Origin of the sequence: Flavobacterium sp. HBTb2-11-1, assembly GCF_009826975.1 — a bacterium.
Classification (GTDB): domain Bacteria; phylum Bacteroidota; class Bacteroidia; order Flavobacteriales; family Flavobacteriaceae; genus Flavobacterium.
The window spans coordinates 1046595-1065548 of the sequence record NZ_WUMO01000001.1 but is presented as its reverse complement, the minus strand read 5'-3'; the positions used below and the strand labels follow the sequence as shown (position 1 = coordinate 1065548).

General features: G+C 33.1%; 15 protein-coding genes. 3 read left to right on the top strand and 12 right to left on the bottom strand.

The genetic code is table 11. The annotated features are described in order from the left end of the window. Positions 1-9 precede the first annotated feature (9 nt). From GR162_RS04730 to GR162_RS04720, 3 genes are all read right to left on the bottom strand, one after another. Positions 10-1995: a putative porin gene (locus GR162_RS04730; RefSeq protein WP_160781169.1), complete on the bottom strand. Its 1986-nt coding sequence runs from the start codon at positions 1993-1995 to the stop codon at positions 10-12. 253 nt (positions 1996-2248) lie between these two features. Beyond that, positions 2249-3763: a SusD/RagB family nutrient-binding outer membrane lipoprotein gene (locus GR162_RS04725; protein WP_202393894.1), complete on the bottom strand. Its 1515-nt coding sequence runs from the start codon at positions 3761-3763 to the stop codon at positions 2249-2251. Between the two features lie 3 nt (positions 3764-3766). After that, positions 3767-7051 carry a SusC/RagA family TonB-linked outer membrane protein gene (locus GR162_RS04720; RefSeq protein WP_160781168.1) on the bottom strand — a complete coding sequence of 1095 codons (3285 nt, stop codon included), beginning with the start codon at positions 7049-7051 and terminating at the stop codon, positions 3767-3769. 655 nt (positions 7052-7706) lie between these two features. On the opposite strand from GR162_RS04720, the gene GR162_RS04715 reads away from it, so the two are divergent. After that, positions 7707-8372 carry a ribonuclease HII gene (locus tag GR162_RS04715; RefSeq protein ID WP_091136116.1) on the top strand — a complete coding sequence of 222 codons (666 nt, stop codon included), beginning with the start codon at positions 7707-7709 and terminating at the stop codon, positions 8370-8372. 29 nt (positions 8373-8401) lie between these two features. On the opposite strand, the gene GR162_RS04710 is transcribed toward GR162_RS04715, so the two are convergent. The 6 genes from GR162_RS04710 to GR162_RS04685 all read right to left on the bottom strand — a co-directional run bounded on the left by GR162_RS04710 (position 8402) and on the right by GR162_RS04685 (position 13245). Continuing rightward, positions 8402-9253 carry a nuclear transport factor 2 family protein gene (locus tag GR162_RS04710; RefSeq protein WP_160781167.1) on the bottom strand — a complete coding sequence of 284 codons (852 nt, stop codon included), beginning with the start codon at positions 9251-9253 and terminating at the stop codon, positions 8402-8404. Between the two features lie 266 nt (positions 9254-9519). Further along, complete coding sequence (locus GR162_RS04705) at positions 9520-10257, bottom strand: SDR family oxidoreductase (protein ID WP_160781166.1); 738 nt, start codon at positions 10255-10257, stop codon at positions 9520-9522. 64 nt (positions 10258-10321) lie between these two features. After that, positions 10322-10897 (bottom strand): Crp/Fnr family transcriptional regulator, encoded by a 576-nt coding sequence (locus GR162_RS04700; RefSeq protein ID WP_160781165.1) that lies wholly within the window; start codon positions 10895-10897, stop codon positions 10322-10324. A 21-nt stretch (positions 10898-10918) separates the two neighbouring features. Then, entirely contained in the window at positions 10919-11617 is a 699-nt protein-coding gene (gene lipB, locus GR162_RS04695; protein WP_091136102.1) for a lipoyl(octanoyl) transferase LipB, read from the bottom strand. A gap of 5 nt (positions 11618-11622) precedes the next feature. Beyond that, positions 11623-12375 carry a hypothetical protein gene (locus GR162_RS04690; protein ID WP_008466956.1) on the bottom strand — a complete coding sequence of 251 codons (753 nt, stop codon included), beginning with the start codon at positions 12373-12375 and terminating at the stop codon, positions 11623-11625. Positions 12376-12444: 69 nt separating this feature from the next. Then, positions 12445-13245: a hypothetical protein gene (locus GR162_RS04685; RefSeq protein WP_160781164.1), complete on the bottom strand. Its 801-nt coding sequence runs from the start codon at positions 13243-13245 to the stop codon at positions 12445-12447. A 295-nt stretch (positions 13246-13540) separates the two neighbouring features. On the opposite strand from GR162_RS04685, the gene lysS reads away from it, so the two are divergent. Then, positions 13541-15244 carry a lysine--tRNA ligase gene (lysS, locus tag GR162_RS04680; RefSeq protein WP_160781163.1) on the top strand — a complete coding sequence of 568 codons (1704 nt, stop codon included), beginning with the start codon at positions 13541-13543 and terminating at the stop codon, positions 15242-15244. 92 nt (positions 15245-15336) lie between these two features. On the opposite strand, the gene GR162_RS04675 is transcribed toward lysS, so the two are convergent. Together GR162_RS04675 and GR162_RS04670 are read right to left on the bottom strand one after the other, a co-directional pair. Then, complete coding sequence (locus GR162_RS04675; RefSeq protein ID WP_119793651.1) at positions 15337-15930, bottom strand: hypothetical protein; 594 nt, start codon at positions 15928-15930, stop codon at positions 15337-15339. Between the two features lie 27 nt (positions 15931-15957). After that, positions 15958-16959, bottom strand: a complete 1002-nt coding sequence (locus GR162_RS04670) for a 2-hydroxyacid dehydrogenase (RefSeq protein WP_160781162.1) — start codon at positions 16957-16959, stop codon at positions 15958-15960. Positions 16960-17149: 190 nt separating this feature from the next. Between GR162_RS04670 and GR162_RS04665 the strand changes: the two genes are divergently transcribed. Then, positions 17150-17590 carry a hypothetical protein gene (locus GR162_RS04665; protein WP_160781161.1) on the top strand — a complete coding sequence of 147 codons (441 nt, stop codon included), beginning with the start codon at positions 17150-17152 and terminating at the stop codon, positions 17588-17590. 44 nt (positions 17591-17634) lie between these two features. Here GR162_RS04665 and hemL read toward each other — a convergent pair whose 3' ends face one another. Beyond that, on the bottom strand, positions 17635-18921 hold the full coding sequence (hemL, locus tag GR162_RS04660; RefSeq protein WP_066032604.1) for a glutamate-1-semialdehyde 2,1-aminomutase: 1287 nt from the start codon (positions 18919-18921) through the stop codon (positions 17635-17637). Positions 18922-18954: the final 33 nt, after the last annotated feature.

Sequence of the window (18954 nt, the reverse complement as noted above, 5' to 3'; positions counted from 1 at the left end):
AGCCAGTTTTTATTGGAAGAAATTCCAAACCAGACCAAAACGCAGCACAAAATCACGATACGGATTATGAGGCGCTGCATAATAGTTGCTTTGTGTAAATAAAGCATTAAAATGTTCCGCTTTTAAATAAAAACGAGTCTGGCGTATTCTGGCATTCACAAAGAAATCGAATGTTGCAAAACCTCCGATTTTTTTATCCTGCTGCACAAAAAATTCTGCAATTACAGGGTTATAATCATCTCCATAGTATTTAGTCATATAATTAAATACAAGCCCTGTTTGCATAAACAATGCTTTTTTAAAGAAATGATTTGAATAATAGAATGTATTTCTAGTTACAAAATCAGGCACATTCAAAACTAAATCTGACTGATCTACTTTCTGATATAAAAGTGTATTATCTAGCGCAAAAGGACCAAATTTAAACTCTCGGCTTGCTTTTATTTCTAAATAATTAATCACATTTCCGTATTGCATTGGTTTCACAATCTGCTGACTTGCCGCTTTTTCTGCATCTGTAGCCATATCAGTAAAATACAAATGATCTTTTAGTACTGTATACTGAACTTGCCCTGTCAACCAAGGAGTCGTAATCTCTGCACTTAACGAATTAATTTTTTCGTTTTTAAAATTATTCGACCAATTGTACGAAATCCAACTGCTTTGGTACAAATTATAATTATTGTTCGGCAATTTATTAATGTTGCGATATCTGAAATCAAATTTGATTTTTTCGCTCATATCATATCGAAGTTTAGCATCCAAATCTGAAAGAGATTCGTTGGTTATTGATCTTGAATATAAGAATCTACCATTCCATTTATTCTTTTGATATTCATACTGAGCACCGAAATTATTAAACTGCAAATACAGATTATCTGGAACTGCATTTCCGTCAGCATCAACAATAATTCGGTTATATTTATAATTGGATCTATAGTCGTCGATAAAAAATATAAATTTTCCTAAAAGCGAATTCTCGTAAGCTGCTCCTACTTTATTATACAACCTTTCATATTTTGTCTGATCGTTAATGTTACTTGCCGCATACGAATCTCCAAATCGCTGTATACGCGTAGTTGATCCATCATTGGCAGTTAAAGTCGACATTACAGTTGGCTGCTTATATTCATAGCCCTTATATTCATAATTAAACTGATGCGTTATGTATAAATTATTACTTCCATCAGTTGGATTTACCCTAAAAGCATGATCAAAAAACAATCTTCTTCCTTTCAAAAAGGATTCTGCGTCGGTTAAATAAACCTGTAATCTTTGTCGGTTTTTATAATCTTGATTATCACTTTCAAAATCTGCATCGTTTGTAATACCGCCATTTTCCTCATTCAATATATCCTGATTTGTAAAATGTGCATTTATTGCATAACGCTTATTGGTTGTAGCATAACTAGTTGTAATTCTTAAATTTCCAGCACTAACCAATTGATTATTATAATCTCCCTCAGATCTCAGTCCTTTATAAGCAATAGAGAAATTAAGATTTTTAGAAGCATTTAATGTGATAAAAGAATCCACATTCTGACCTTTTTTTATTGTTGTATTAAAAAACAATTCTGTAAAAGGTGTTGCGACAGAATAATATCTAATTTGATCTGCTTGCATATAAAGAGAATGTTTTCCGCTAAAACCAATCTCTGGATAAGGAGAAAAACTCGTCAAACTATATTGCAGCATATTTATTGGCTGTCCAATATTAGACAACTCCTGTAGTCCGAAAAGATCTTTTCTAAGATGATTCTGTCTATAAGCACTTTTAATAGTTAGCGAAGTATCTGCGTAAATCGTATCGTGTTCTAAAGTCACAATTTTATACTGATCTATCGTCGCTATTTTTTGTTTTTTCTTTTTTACGGAATCCGTTATACTTGAATATTCCGTATTCATATCTAAATTATTTTTAGGAGCAGTTTTTTTTTCTTGCGAAAACAATAAAGTTGGTACAAGTAATAGATATAGAAAAATGAATATTCTCATTTGATGGCTTTATATAAATTTATTTTGTCAAAATTTTGCTAAGCAAAGGTAAGATAAAAAGGTATAAACGAAAAAACATAATATATAATATGAAACCGGGATGGTTTCACTCTTTTTTGGAAACGAAAACCCCGTATACAAAAGTATACGGGGCTCTCAAAAAAAATCAAAATATTTATTTTTCTTATTCCCAAACTGGGTATAATTTACTTTGAATCATCAACTTAATTGATATAGATATATATTCTAAAGACTAGAATTTATCCCAGAACAATTTAGTATTTAATAAATCTCCACCAATATCAGCAGAAGCTTTAGTTACATTTGCCGTATTGATATTTACTTCTGCAGCTGGATAGGTATATCTAACTGGCACCGTAAAAATAAGCTTGTTTATAGCTGCTTGTGGCGCTTTTAATACAGGGAAATCCAATCTTCTGTAAGATGTCCATGCTTCGTATCCTCTGTTGTAAAGGGCAAACCATGCTTGAGTACCAATTTTTTCTTTATACGTTGCTCCACTTAACGGATTGTTGTAATCTACTTTTGGACTAGCAATATAAGCATCAATAGCAGCAGTATTAGTTACTCCCCAGTCTGCCATAGAAGCTCTAATACCAGCATCATAGTATACTTTTGCTTGAGCAGAACCACCTGGAATTAAATTTTTCTCAGCAGCTTCTGCTAATAAGAAATTCAACTCAGCGAAATCAAAGATAGTTCCAGGGAAAACTGGATTGTTTAATGTCGATGTTATTTGTGAATAAGATGTATAAACGTTTCCTGCACCATACGTTCCTCCTACAAATGTTCTTCCTGCAGGAATAACTGGTGCTGGAGAAGTTAGGTTAGTAAAATATTTAGGCATCCTTGGGTCACCACCAGGAACAATAGCGTCCATAGCAGAAACAAAAGGCTCAGCTGGAATAAAATCAAATCTCTGACTTGTTACTAAATCAGCGTACAATGGATTTTGATTTCCTGATGTAGTTAAATAAGTCAATTTTGTATTATCATTATTATTAGCCAAAGCACCAGAAGCAAGAGCCGCCTGAACTTGAGTAGTTGCATACGCTGGATCAATATCAGACATATTAACTGCCATTCTAATTATTAATGAGTTAGCAAATTTTGCCCATTTTGCATTACTTGCAGCAGTACCTTGATAGATAATATCTGCAGCACCAAAGTTAGCTACTGTACTATTCGCTTTCAAAACAGCAACATCAGCAGTTAATCTTTTAATAAGATCTTGATAGATAGTTTTTGCATCATCATAAGCTGGTAAAGGATATTTATTAATATCAATTGCTTGTGTATAAGGAACGTTTCCAAAAGTATCTACCAATACACTATAAGCATACGCTTCCAAAACATCTATAAGCGCTAATTTATTTTGCTTAATGGCCTCGTCTGCAGGAGTTGCAGGAGTTGTTGCTTCAATCATAACTCTTGAATCATGAAAATCGGCTAGAACATCTCTGTACAAAACTAAAAAGTGAGTATCAGGAATTTTTCTGTTTGTAATGTTATACTGGCTTTCATCAGGATAAGTTGTTTCTGTCCATTGCTGTGCAAATAATCTAAAAACATTATTATTCACACTAGTACTAACCATTTGATCGACTAATTTTTTCTCAGCATTTGTAAACAAATATTCCGCTTTGGTGGTTGTTGGCCTTTTCGGATCAACATTCATATCTGTAATGTCCTGGCTGCACGAAACCATCATACCAACCACAGACATTAATAAAAGTACTTTTTTCATGATTTAAAATTTTAATGTTAGGTTACAACCAATATTTCTTGTTGTCGGAAGTGAACCTCCTGAATAACCTGATGATAAGTTACCTGAACTTATACCACTTTCTGGATCTGCATCTGGAAGATTTTTACTAATGATCCATAAATTAGAACCTACTAAAGAAAGACGTAAATCATTCAAACCTGCTTTAGCTATAAGTTGTCTAGGGAAACTATAAGTAATGCTTACCTCTCTTAATTTCACATAACTTGCGTCGTAAACAAATGCTTTTTGTGGATTATTATTGTAACCATAGATACTTCCTGCAACTTCAGGGTTTGGTGTTCTTGTAGTATTAGGAGTTCCATCTTCGTTTACTCCAGGTAAAATAACACCTCCGCCATTAGCTAATGTATTTCTCACAGGATTTCCAAGTTCGTTGTTTCCTGCTGTTGAAGTATATAAACCAGAGCTTTGTCCATAATATTGATCAAGAGAGAAAATATCTCCTCCTTTTTGAACATCAATTAAGAAACCTAGAGACACTTGTTTGTAAGTAAATTTGTTACGGAAGCCACCAATCCAATCTGGAGTAACATTACCAATTACATTATTAGTAGTTGCAGTTTGTAAATACACACCATTTTTAGTTACCCTTTGCCCGTCTTTATAAATATAATCTTTCCCAAGAATATCTCCATAAGCATGTCCTTTTGTTCCTACGATACTAACTCCTCCTTGGAATGTACCAATTGTTAAAACAGGAACGCCTGGCGCTAACTCTACAACTGTATTCTCATTTTTAGACCAGTTTACGCCTAAATCCCATTGAAAATCTTTTGTTTTAACCGGAACCGCATTGAATATCAACTCAACACCTTTATTTTCAACTGATCCCGCGTTTACGTATCTTGAAGAGTTACCAGTTGCTGTAGAATAATCTACCGCAAAAATTTGATCTTCACTTAAACTTTTATAAACACTTACCTCAAAACCTACCCTTCTGTCAAGGAATTGCATCTCTAAACCAAGCTCTTGAGATTTAGTTTTTACAGGATGCAAATCTGGATTATTAGCCGTGTTTGGTCTTGAATAAAGTTGGTTTGACCCAAATGGATTAAATTTAGTAAATACATCTTGCAATGCATAAGGATCAATACTTCCTTGTGGATTTTCAGCATAACTCGCTCTTAATTTACCAAAAGTTAACCATGGCGCATTAATATGTTTTGTGAAAACATAACTTGCAGAAGCAGAGTATGTATTAACATCATTGTCGTCTTGTGGCAACATCGAGAATGCATCATTACGTACTGTTCCTTCTACATAAAGGAAATCTCTGAATCCTAATGAAGCAGATGCATAAACACTGTTTACCGCTGAATTATCTTCAACCTCAACCGGGAATGGAGAAGGATTTACTGAATTTGATAATGCATAGATTCCCGGAATAATAAGTCCTCCATCTGTAGAAGCCAATGTAGATGTACGTCTAGTTCTTAAAGCATTGTATCCAACTAAACCTGTCAATGAAAAATCATCAGTAAGTTTTTTATTGAAGTTTAAGGTAACCTGATAGTTTTGTTCAGAAAACATACCTGTATATTTTTGGTATCCTGAACCAACAGCTAAACGGTTAATTCCAAATGTTGAAGCCAAAGACCCTACCGCTTTTCTTTCTTCACGTAATTCTGAATAAGAATCTGTACTTATTTTACCTGTAGCATTTAACCAATCTGTAATTTTATAATCTAACTGGCCATAACCGATGAAACGATTTCTTTCGTCTGTTTGGTAGTTTTTGTATCTTGTAAAATATGGGTTATCCCAATATTTAGGATTTGTATTTCCATTAGCAGGATCTGCCATGTTCCATGAAATATTTTGCCCTCCTGAATTATTAAAAGCTTCTTTCTGAGATTGAATATCTACGTTAGTTCCCCACCATTGACGGAATAAACCTGCGACGTTATCACCTCCGTAACCAGTAGTATTTCTACCCATTGTAGTTTGTGCTAAATAATTTGCAAAAACACTAACAGTTAATTTATCAGTTAATTTGTGGTTGAATTTAATACTTGCATTATTTTTCTTCAATTCACTATTTGGTAAAATACCATTCTCTTTATAGTTGTTGTAATTGATAACAAAGTTGCTTTTGTCTGTACCACCTTCAAAAGAGATCGAGTTATTGAATGTTTGAGCAGTTTGAAAAAATGTAATTGGACCATTTTTAGCCGCTACCCATGGAGATTTTTGTCCAAATTTTGAAGAATATGGAGAATAAGATTCCCAAGTATAAACAGAAAGATTTGGATCAAAAGCAACACCGTAAGAAGCATCATCTGTAGTACTTACCACTTGGTTACCATTTTTATCTATAACAAAGAATGCACCTGTTGGCCCAACTGGAGTCCCTTTTGGATTTCCTGCTGCATCATAAGTTGGTCCATAACCTTGTCCGTATTTATTTTGGTAAACAGGGAAAGTCTTTTTATCAACTGAACCAACTCCAAACTCACTTGATATAGTTACTCCCATACCTTTTTGAGCCTTACCTTTTTTTGTAGTAATCATAATTACACCATTACCAGCTTGAAACCCATATAAAGCAGATGCAGCAGCACCTTTCAATATATTTAGCGATTCAATATCATCAGAATTAATATCCATTCCAGCATTACCGTAGTCGTAAGTATTACGAGCTCCGGTTGTTTGTGCACCATTGCTAGAATTCACATTCGAGTTATTAATAGGCATACCATCGATAACAATAAGCATTTGGTTATTTCCCGTAAGGTTTTTAACACCTCTTGAAACCACACTTGTAGATCCTCCAAAGTTTGTATTTTTTCTAATATATACCCCAGCAGATTTACCAGAAAGATCGTTAAGGAAGTTTGCACTTGCAGTTCCACCAACCAAATCTTCTCCTTTTATTTCCTGAGTAGCATATCCAAGAGCTTTTTTCTCTCTCTTGATACCTAAGGCCGTTACAACAACACTTTCTAATTCTGTAGTATTACTAGTTAATTTTACATTTAATGCTGTAGAACTAGCTGCAACTTCTTGCGTTTTCATTCCAATGTAAGTAAAAATCAAGACTTCGCTTGACGTTGCTTTGATAGAAAATTTTCCATCAAAATCTGTTTGCGTTCCGCTTTTAGTTCCTTTAACTAATACGCTCACACCTGGAAGAGGCATTCCTGCATTATCGGAAACTACACCCGAAACAGTTCTTTCTTGCGCAAAGGTTAGTTGCGTAATCAGCGCCACCAGAAGCACTAAGAATCCATTTAACTTTAGTTTCATTTTTAAAAATTTTGAATTAGTAAGTCGCAAACATCTTAATATTTTCTTAAAACAACAATGCAATTCACTAACACTTCTTAACTTTTTTTTAATATTTCTTTAACAAAAATTTACCATGCAACACGTAATCAGCACAAAATCAAAGAAATACAAAAATTACACATATAAAAAATCGTCACTTTATAAACAAAAAAATTAACATTTAATTAACATTTAAAGCAAGAATAAACTCAAAAAAACAGCATTGACCACCCAAAAAAACAAAGATATTATCCTACAAGAATAACATAGGAATAAAACATTTTCAACTGAGAATGTTTCATTCCTGCATTTTTCTCACTAATGTTTTTTTATTTTAACATAATAAATTGTAAATCAATTCTTCAAAAGTTTGCTTTGAGCTTGTAAATTTCAATTTTTAAAACATTCACAATTAAATATTCTACAAAAAAAATCATAAAACTCAAGCATTTTCTTCTGTTTTAACTAAAATCATAAACTTATAGTCAATTTGAAAATTTACACAGTTTTCAATAGTTTTTGCGGTTTGATATTGGTGCTGTAAAAAAGCAATCCGTGATTGCATTTCTCTTTGAATTAGTAATGCGTTTTAGAAAAAAAAGTACAATCTTTGCTTTTTAAAAACCCTAAAAAAATGCTCGAAAAAAATTTCTCAGGATTTGTTTTAGAAACTGGAACTGATGAAGCTGGCCGAGGATGTCTAGCTGGGCCAGTTACTGCTGCAGCTATAATTTTACCCGAACATTTTGAGAATACAATTCTGAATGACAGTAAGCAATTGTCTGAAAAAACGAGAGCCTTATTAAGGCCAATTCTCGAAAAAGAAGCTGTATGTTTTTCTGTAACACATTTGTTTCCAGATGAAATTGACGAAATAAACATTCTAAATGCTTCGATGAAAGGAATGCAGGAATGCATTTTGAAACTAAAACATGTTCCTGAATATATTATAGTTGACGGAAATCGTTCCTTGAATGCTAAACTCGGACTTAAAAACACTTTTGGAAGGCAGTTTTCTAAAGATGAAATTGCTCTTTTAAAATCGATTCCGAACCAAAGCATTATAAAGGGCGACGGCAAATATCTTAGCATTGCAGCGGCATCTGTTTTAGCAAAAACCTATCGCGACGAATATATGGACAAAATTCACGAAGAATTTCCGATGTACAATTGGAAACAAAACAAAGGATATCCAACTAAAGAACATCGCGAAGCTATTAAGGAATTTGGAACTACAAAATATCATAGAATGAGTTTTAGACTTTTGCCAGAGCAGTTAGAACTTGATTTTTTTGAATAAAAAAAAACGACCTAAAAAGGTCGTTTTTTTTATTTTTTGCTTTTTAAGAATTCTGCAAACTGTTTTGTGTCATAATAAAAAGGTCTTACTGTTGTAATTTTTCCATCCTTCAAATCGAAATGTTCTGAAATTGGAACTGACATGGTTTTGCCTGATTTTTTAGATTTACAGCTCATTGTAAAATAAATGATCACTTCATTTTTAGAAGCATCACTAAAATAGGTTGGTTCTTTTTCAATCTGAAGATCAAAAAACTCTGTTGATTTTGTAAACATCTTTATCCATTCACTAAGACCTGTATAAGTTCCTCCATACGGCAAACCAGCAGCCTGATTGTAAACTGCACCGTCTGCAACCACAGTGGCTAAAGCATCAAAATCTCTCGTTTTAAAAAGGCTTTCGTAATATTTAGCTACTACTTTCAAATTATCAGCTTCCAGATTTTTCAAAATATCAGCTTCAGACAAAGTCGCTCCTTTATCCCAGAAACCAATAATTTTGCTCACTTGCCCTTTACCATTTAAACGTGCAAAATCACGTCCTGCCATTATTAGGTTATTTTTGGAATCCAGAACTTTCCATTCCCAGGTTACATAATTATCTTTTACAATTTTGGATCCTGATGTCAATATCGCATCTGGATTTTTCTTGTAAAATTCGTTGATTACATTATTAAATGCCGTAATTCCTTTTATAGAAGCCGAAGGATCTTCAAAAGTACTGTCTTCTAACCAAATAGATTTAATCATCTTTAATCTGATATCGCTATTTTTTTCCTGCCACACTTTTTCATAAACTGCAACTGGATATAATTTATCTTTCTTTTGGGCAAAAAGACCATTAAGCGCAAAAAGGAAATAGAATAAGTAGATTTTTCTCATAAGCAATCGGGAATAAAATGAAATTTTAATTTAATAGTATAAAATCAAATTTAGCATAAATAGCTAAGAGAATTACAAGGAGTTTAGAATTTGCCATCCCTTCAAAATCTTAACTTTTGAGAAATGGTTTTTCTGTTTTTTGAATATAAATTTAAGAAAAAAACGCTTTCTATTTAAAAATAAGGTTGCTGTTTTGGATTTTAAAAACAATGTAACTATGCATTTATTCCAAGAAAAATTGAATTTGCATTTAACAACACTCATATTTAAAGGCTATTTATTTTACGAAATGAAAATCGAGGAGCTATTCTAAAAAGAAAATAAAGCAGTTTTACTTTTGCAATTCTTATTTCTGTCCGATTTTGAGATATACTTTCAAGCATTTCTGAGACTGCATCTTGAGGTGAAATTGCAATTTTAGGAACATTTCCTTTGTGCCAAGGAGTATCTACTACTGGAAATAACACTTCTATAACCTTGATTTTTTCTTTTTTCAACTGTTCTCTTAAAACTTGAGTAAAAGAATGTAGACCCGATTTTGTGGCATTATAAAACGGGTAAATTGTTCTTGGAACATAAACCAATCCTGTGGTAATATTTATGATTTTAGGATTTTGATTTTGGATTAAAATCGGATACAAAAGCTTGATTAAACGAATTGGTGCATTTAGATTAACCGAGAATTCTTCATTCATTTTTTCTAACGAAAATCGGTCTTCTACAAAATGAGTTTTATTTACAATCGCAGCATTGTTAATTAAAACATTGACCTTAGGATAATTAATTCGAAGCCATTCTGCAAAATCTTCGCATTCTAATTCCCGAGCAATGTCACACTTGTAAATGACTAAATTGGGCAATCGCTTTTTGGCCTCTTCAAGCTTTTCCAAAGAACGTGAACAGGTTATCACGTTATTGCCCTTTTCTAGAAACTGTTGGCACATTTCAAATCCTAAACCAGAGCTTCCTCCTGTAATAACAATAGTATTATTTGAGATTTCCATAATTTCATTTTTTAAATTAGAAATCAAAAATAGTTCTCCTGCTATGGAGTTACATTGACCTATGTTAAGTCTTAATTTTTCTTTTGAGTCTGCTGAAAGATTCTGGCTGAATACCTAAATAAGAAGCTATAATTTGCTGCGAAATACGATTTTCGATATTAGGAAATTCAATAGTAAAAATTTCATATCGCTTTTCAGCATCTAAAAGAAGCAGTTCTCTTTCTCGTTTTTCTTTTATAGAAAATGCTTTTTCAAGAATTTGAAGAAGAAAGACATTCCAAAATGGATTTTTTTCTTTTATTTCGATCCAGCTTGAATAATCAATTTCCAAGATCTCGGAATCTTCTAAAGCTTCTATCGAAAAATAGGAAGGAGTATTATAAATCATAGCCGAATAAGAACTTATAAAATTCCCTTCGGCTATAATATTTTTAGTGAATTCGTTTCCGTTTTCATGAGTGTAAACATATCGAAACAAACCTTTTACCACAAAAGCCATTTTACGAGGCACTTGACCTTCACGAATAAAATAGCCTGCCTTAGCTATTTTACCATATTGTGCAATACTCAACAACTCCTGTAATTCTTTTTCTGGAAGATCTAAATGCTTCAAAAATGATTTTTTGTCTTCATTTTCCATACTCGAATTATTTTGAATCTTTTAAACAAATTCAGCTTCGAATAGTTCGGTAAAATGTTTGATGATTTTAGATTTTACTTCTTCTTCATCTACTTTCTCCACACCAAGTTCTACATTTAAAGATGTGACACCTTTTCCGCGAATACCGCATGGAATAATATTATCAAAATAACCCAAATCTACATTTACGTTTAAGGCAAATCCGTGCATGGTAACCCAACGTGAAGCGCGAACCCCCATTGCACAAATCTTACGAGCAAACGGAGTTCCTACACCTAGCCAAACTCCCGTTTCTCCTTCACTTCTACCCGATTCTAAACCATATTCGGCCAAAGTCAGAATAATAGATTCTTCTAGCAAACGAAGGTATTTATGAATATCGGTAAAGAAATTTTCTAAATCTAAAATCGGATAACCTACAATTTGCCCTGGTCCATGATAGGTAATATCACCGCCACGATTAATTTTATAAAATGTCGCTCCTTTGGCTTCTAGCTGTTTTTCGTTTAATAATAAATTTTCAAGATCACCGCTTTTCCCTAAAGTATAAACATGCGGATGCTCAACAAACAATAAATAATTTGGCGTTGGCAGATCAAGTTCTTCTCTTCTGTTCTTAATTTTTAAATCGACAATATCCTTAAAAATTTCTTCTTGATATTCCCACGTCGATTTATAATCTCTTTTGCCCAGATCCTGAAGTTGGATTTTTTTATTCATTTTAATTATTTTTCAAACTCAACATCGAAGTTCAGTTTGTCAGGATTCTCCATATAATCCGTAAAAGAGTATTGAATTGTGATTGATTTTCGATCGTCGCTAAACAATGCATTTGGATTAGAAACTTTCTTAATTTTTTTTGGAAAATGATAGTTTACAATATAGCTAGATGATGCGAACATCATTTTGGTCATATCTGCAGCCGTATCTTTAGCCTTAGATGCCTGTAGTTTCTCCTGATCGATTACTGCTTTTCTTGTAAATTTCTTTCCGTCATAAGTATAGCTTAATTTACTTTTATTATCTCCAAAACCATTTCCAAGTGGAGATGCATTTGCTCCTCCTTCTAATTTCTGAAAGGTGCTTAAAGTTTGTAAAATATCCTGAAGCTCATTGACATTTTTAAAATCTGTTCCTAAGTTCATTAAAAACTGTTTTTTTTCAGAACTCATTTTTGTTGAAACCACAAAATTCTCAAGCTTTTTAAGCTCTTTCTGAGTTTCTGGTGATAACTTAGCAATACTGTCTTTTTTTTCTTCAAATAGTTGCTTGAAAGTAAAAGTCGTATCGATATCTTTTTTAGCATCTCCCATTTGACCTGCAATCTGATCTCCAGCCATTTCCATTAAAGCAGAACCATCCATGTCTACCGAAAATTTTCCCGTTCCATTATCATTAATGTAAATGTTTTCAGTAAAAGTACAGCTAGTTAAAGTTGCTATTAAAAAAGAAAAACTAAGTAATTTATATAATTTCATCGCAGTATATTTTTATCAAAGATACAAAGACTATTTTTAAAAATACACTTTATTAAAAACCTCCAATTATTATTCAAATTCTACTTTGAAACCAAAATCCACGCTGCTTTCTTGCATATTGCCTAATGGCATTTCGGCAATAAAGCTTTTTCTATCTGCTGCTACTACTGCATTTTTGATAGAAACAGTTTTAATCCTTTTAGGAAAATGATATTCGACTGTATATTTACATTCCTTCATCATTTCTTCTATTTGTTTTGAAAATGGATCATCACTCTTTTCTTTCTTAGCTTCTTTTTTCTTTTTAGCTTTTTTATCTTCTTTAGAAGGTGTTACCGATTTAATAAAAACTTTGCCATCGTAAAAAATAGTAGTACTTGACTTTTCTTCAGATTTTGGCGCAGCGCTTAAAGCTCCTAATCTTTTTTTGTCAGTAGCCGCCAGCGCTTCTAAACTTTCAGTGGGTGTGGCAATAGTTTTAAAATCTGTTCCGGCAGGAAAATCAAATGCCATAGCATATTCGAATTGCTTTTTTTCGTCATTTACCTTTATGCTTACTTTAAAATCTTCTAGAATTTCAAGTTTCTCTTTTTCTTTCTCGAGCTGCTCAATTTTTTCCTTATCAGCATCTGACAATTTAGAAATACTGTCTTTTATTTTGGCTAGCACATCTTTGAAGGTAAAAGTAGTGTCTAAGACTTTATTAACTTTAGTCGAATCTGTTTTTTTTATACCCATTTTATACATCGGTGACATGTCAAAGCCGTAAGAAAAAGTTCCCGATCCATCTTCATTCATAACCATTTTTTCCTTAAGCGTACAGCTTGTAATACAAAGTACAATAAAAAAGCAAAATAAAATTCTTTTCATAATTGAGGTTTAAGTTGTTCAAGCGAAGATACTTTCTTTTAAGAATTATTTGAATCGTGTTTTAAAACAACTTCAAATTCGCTATTTATAATCACGTGCAAATAGTTAAAAATCAACAAATTAACACTAAGCCATGTTTTATATTTGTTAAAAACGAATTTATTCTTATAGCGATCAACGTTTGCTAAAGATGGTTGAAAGCCAATAAATTGATGTCACAAAAAATCTAAAAAGTCCATTCTAAAATCTGCATTCTTTTCTTTATCTTTGCACACTTAAAAAAATAGCACAAAAAATGGCATTATCAGAACAAGAAATCATCAGAAGAGAAAAACTTCAAAACTTACGCAATCTGGGAATCAATCCTTATCCAGCTAATCTTTTTCCTGTAGATCATACATCAAAGCAGATAAAGGAAACTTTTGAGGAAGGTAAGAAGGTTATCGTTGCAGGACGTTTGATGAGTGTTCGTGATCAAGGTAAAGCTTCTTTTGCTGAATTGCAAGACAGCGAAGGACGTATTCAATTGTACGTGAATCGTGATGTTTTGTGCGAAGGTGACGATAAAACTTTATACAACCAAGTATTCAAAAAATTAACCGATTTAGGAGATTTTATTGGTATTGAAGGTGAATTGTTTACTACACAAGTGGGGGCAAAATGTATTCGTGTAACTGGTTTTACTTTCTTGAGTAAAACATTACGTCCGTTACCATTACCAAAAGTTGATGAAGACGGAAAAGTGCACGATGCTTTCAATGACGCTGAATTACGTTATAGAATGCGTTATGTAGATTTAACTGTAAATCCGCAAGTAAAAGAAACTTTCCTTAAGAGAACTAAATTGTTCACTGCTATGAGAGAGTACTTTAACAATGCAGGATATCTTGAAGTAGATACTCCGGTTTTACAGTCAATTCCTGGTGGGGCTTCGGCAAGACCATTTATTACGCACCACAACTCGCTTGATATTCCGCTTTACATGCGTATTGCCAATGAGTTATACTTAAAAAGATTAATTGTTGGTGGATTTGAAGGTGTTTATGAGTTCTCTAGAAACTTCCGTAACGAAGGTATGGACAGAACGCATAATCCTGAATTTACTGCAATGGAAATATATGTAGCCTACAAAGACTACAATTGGATGATGGACTTTGCCGAAGGTTTATTGGAGCACTGTGCAATTGCTGTAAATGGTACGAGCGAAGTAACTTTTGGCGAGCACAAAATCAACTTCAAAGCACCTTATGCACGTGTTACCATGACAGATTCTATCAAACATTTTACAGGTTTTGATATTTCTGGAAAAACAGAACAGGAATTGTTTGAAGCAGCACGCGGAATGGGAATCGAGGTTGACGAAACAATGGGTAAAGGAAAATTAATCGATGAGATTTTCGGAGCAAAATGTGAAGGAAATTATATTCAGCCAACTTTCATTACAGATTATCCAAAAGAAATGTCTCCGCTTTGTAAAGAGCACCGCGATAATCCAGATTTGACTGAGCGTTTTGAATTAATGGTTTGCGGAAAAGAAATCGCAAATGCGTATTCTGAATTAAATGACCCAATTGACCAAAGAGAGCGTTTTGAAGATCAAATGCGTCTTTCTGAAAAAGGTGATGATGAAGCAAACGGAATTATCGACGAAGATTTCTTAAGAGCTCTTGAGTACGGTATGCCTCCAACTTCTGGAATGGGAATTGGAATGGATCGTTTGATTATGTATTTGACGAATAACGCTTCTATTCAGGAAGTTTTATTATTCCCTCAAATGCGTCCTGAGAAAAAACAAGCTCAGATCGAATTGACAGAAGAAGAAAAAGTAATCGTGACTTTATTAAAAGGAAACGAGAATAAAATGGATTTATCTCAGCTAAAAGTTTCAGCTAATCTTAGCGGTAAAAAATGGGATGCTTCTATGAAAAACTTATCTAAACACGGTTTAACTAAAGTTGTTGTGGATGGTGAGTTTAAATTTGTAGAACTAGTTGGTTAAATTCCAAAATTGAAATTCCAAATTCCAAGTTGGATTTTATAATATTTCAAACCCGACAGGTTTTAAAAACCTGTCGGGTTTATTTTTTAATTTTAAAAAGAATACTTCTCCAATTTCTCTCCTTGAATATCCAAAACTTTTGTACTCTCTTTTGGAATATCACTTATGATTTCTTGAACAGATGGATTGGAAGGATATTTTCCGTTTTTCATTTTTAGAAGATGAAATTTTCCTCCGCTTTCAAATATAAGCTCATAAAATTTTTCTGTTGATGAAGTGGTTACATAAATTGGGAAATCGGTTACCGTGAAGCGATTTATTACAGTACCGTTATTATTTAAAATATAACCCGAACAGCCTCCACTTCCGCAGAAATAAGAATTTGAAAAACCAACCAAATATTCGTTTTTCTTATCATTATTTAAGTCGAAAGCATCATAATAAAAATAGCGATCGTCTTTAGTCATTGCGGGAATATCATTCTTCAATAAAATCAATAATTGTTTGCGTATTAAGTCTACTGCTTTATCTTCTTTTGGAGTAGCTTCACTCAAATTTGCCGTTCCACCAAGTGTTTTAGACAATGTATCTTGAACAACCGTTTTTACAATATTTTTCGAATTTTCTTTATTCTGGCAAGAACTCAGTGCCAAAATTGCGATTAGAATTAAAATCTTATTTTTCATTATTTGAAATTTTAAATTCGTCATAATTTACACCAGCAATGCAGCTTTATTTTCAATATCATTTTGCGACAGCAACGATTTTATATTATTGAAAGTCACCAAAGCAATCTGCGTCAAAGCTTCATTGGTAAAAAACGCCTGATGTGCGGTTACCAAAACATTCGGAAAACTCATCAAACGCTGAATCGCATCATCTTGAATAATGTCTGCAGAAAGATCTCTAAAAAACAATTTTTCCTCCTGTTCGTAAACATCAATTCCTAAATAACCAATTTTTCCTTCTTTTAAACCTTCAATTACTGAAGACGTTTCTATCAAGCCACCACGACTTGTATTGATAATCATAACACTATCTTTCATAAAAGAAATAGAAGTGGTATTGATAACATGTTTAGTCTGTTCATTTAGTGGACAATGAAGCGAAATAATATCACTCGCTTTAAAGATTTCTTCTAAACCCACAAAAGAAACGCCATCCTTTTTCATTTCTTCATTTTCGACAATATCATAAGCCAAAACATTACAGCCAAAACCTAATACAATTTTAGAAAATGCTTTTCCTATATTTCCAGTTCCAATAATTCCAATTGTTTTTCCGAATAAATCAAAACCCAATAATCCGTTTAAAGAAAAGTTCTGCTCGCGCACTCTGTTGTAAGCTTTATGCGTTTTTCTGTTTAAAGTCAAAATCATTGCCATAGCATGCTCTGCAACTGCTTGTGGAGAATAAGCCGGAACTCGACAAACTTTTATTCCATGTCTTTTAGCCACTTCCAAATCAACATTATTAAATCCAGCACAGCGTAAAGCAATTATTTTCACCTTTTTTTCTGCTAATTGATTGATAACCGTTTCGTTTACGATGTCATTTACAAAAACACAAACAATCTCACACTCTTCAATTAAAGCTACAGTTTGCGGATTCAATTGTGTCTCAAAAAAGTCCAACTGAAAACTAAAATCTTCATTGTATTTATTAAAAAACGTTTTATCGTAGGGTTGAGTAGAGAAAAAGGCAATTTTATTCATGGTTTTTGAATTAATTCATTTCAAATTCTTTATTCCTTAAAAATAAGAAAATATTTTCAATTCACACTTAACTAAATTGCTAATCAACTACTTTTCAATTTGTTAAAAAAAATATAATTTTTCAAAGTTCATTAAACCTGTTTTATTTAAAAAAGTCTAACTCTGTATAAACAATTAAAAAACTTAACACATGAAAAAATTATTAATTGCGGCTATGTTATTTGTTGGAATAGCAAGTTTCGCACAAGACATGGATCAAAAACCAGCGCGTGAGCAAAGAGAAAGAATGACCGCAGAACAACGTAATGAGAAACAGCTTCAAAAACTGACTACAGAATTAAATTTAGATGCTAGCCAGCAAGCGCAGGTAAAACAGCTTTTAGCAGATAGAAGCGCAAAAGCCGAAAAATTTAGAGAAGCTAGACAAGAAAAAAAAGACAGCAACACAAAACCAACTGCTGAAGAAAAGGCAGCTTTCAAAAAACAAATGGAAGACGAAGTCGCAGCAAATGATGCTAAAATGAAATCAATCTTAAAAGCTGACCAATACACAAAATGGAAAGCTCTTCAAGAGGAGAAGAAAGACAAAATGAGGGAAAAAATGAAAGAGCGCAAACAAGATAAAATATAATTTGGCGCATAAAAAAAGAGGCTTTTAAAAGCCTCTTTTTTTATTTAAAATGTTTTTGATACTTTATCTATCGCATTGATGGTAAAGTCTAAATCTTCGTAAGTCAATGCATCTGTAATAAACCAAGTTTCATATGCCGATGGCGCAATGTAGACACCTTCTTGCAATAATCCGTGGAAGAATTTCTTAAACGTTTCGTTATCTCCTTTTGCAGCCGTTTGGAAATCGGTAACGGGATCTGCATCAAAGTGAACAGAAATCATAGAACCTACTCTATTGATTGTAAACACAACATTATTAGCTTTTAACACTCTATCGATTCCTGCTTCTAAATAAGCCGTTTTTTCTTCTAAACGTGTAAAAATTTCTCTATCAGAATCAAGTGCTTTTAACATTGCTAATCCAGCAGCCATTGCCAACGGATTTCCAGACAATGTTCCTGCTTGATAAACTGGTCCAAGAGGCGCTAAATAATTCATTATTTCTTCACGAGCTGCGAAAGCTCCAACTGGAAGTCCGCCACCTATAACTTTTCCGAAAGTCACGATATCTGCATCAATTCCGTATAATTCCTGGACTCCACCACGCGCTAAACGGAAACCTGTCATTACCTCATCAAAAATCAATAAGATTCCGTTTGCTGTACACAATTCTCTTAAACCTTCTAGGAAACCTTTTGCAGGCGGAATACAACCCATATTTCCTGCAACTGCTTCGATAATAATAGCTGCAATTTCTCCTTTATTAGCTTCAATTAGAGTTTTTACATTCTCTAAATCATTATATTTTGCCAACAAAGTATCTTTTGCTGTTCCTTGTGTAACTCCTGGACTATTTGGCGAACCAAAAGTTACAGCTCCACTTCCCGCCTGAATCAAAAATGAATCTGAATGTCCGTGGTAACAGCCTGCAAATTTGATGATTTTATCTCTTTTTGTAAATCCGCGAGCCAAACGAATCGCACTCATGCAAGCTTCTGTTCCAGAATTTACAAAACGAATTTTATCAATATTCGGAACCATAGAAACAGCCAAAGCTGCAATTTCAGTTTCCAATTCTGTTGGCATCCCAAATGAAGTTCCTAGTTTAGCTTTTTCAATAACAGCATCAACAACTGGCTGATACGCATGACCTAAAACCATTGGTCCCCAAGAGTTGATGTAATCGATTAATTTGTTTCCGTCTTCATCATATAAATAAGCGCCTTTAGCACTTTTTACAAAAATCGGAGTTCCGCCAACCGCTTTAAACGCTCTTACTGGTGAATTTACTCCTCCCGGAATTACTTTTTCTGCTTCAGCAAAAAGCTGACTACTTCTTTTATATAACATTATAATATTAGATTTCTGATATTAGATTTTAGA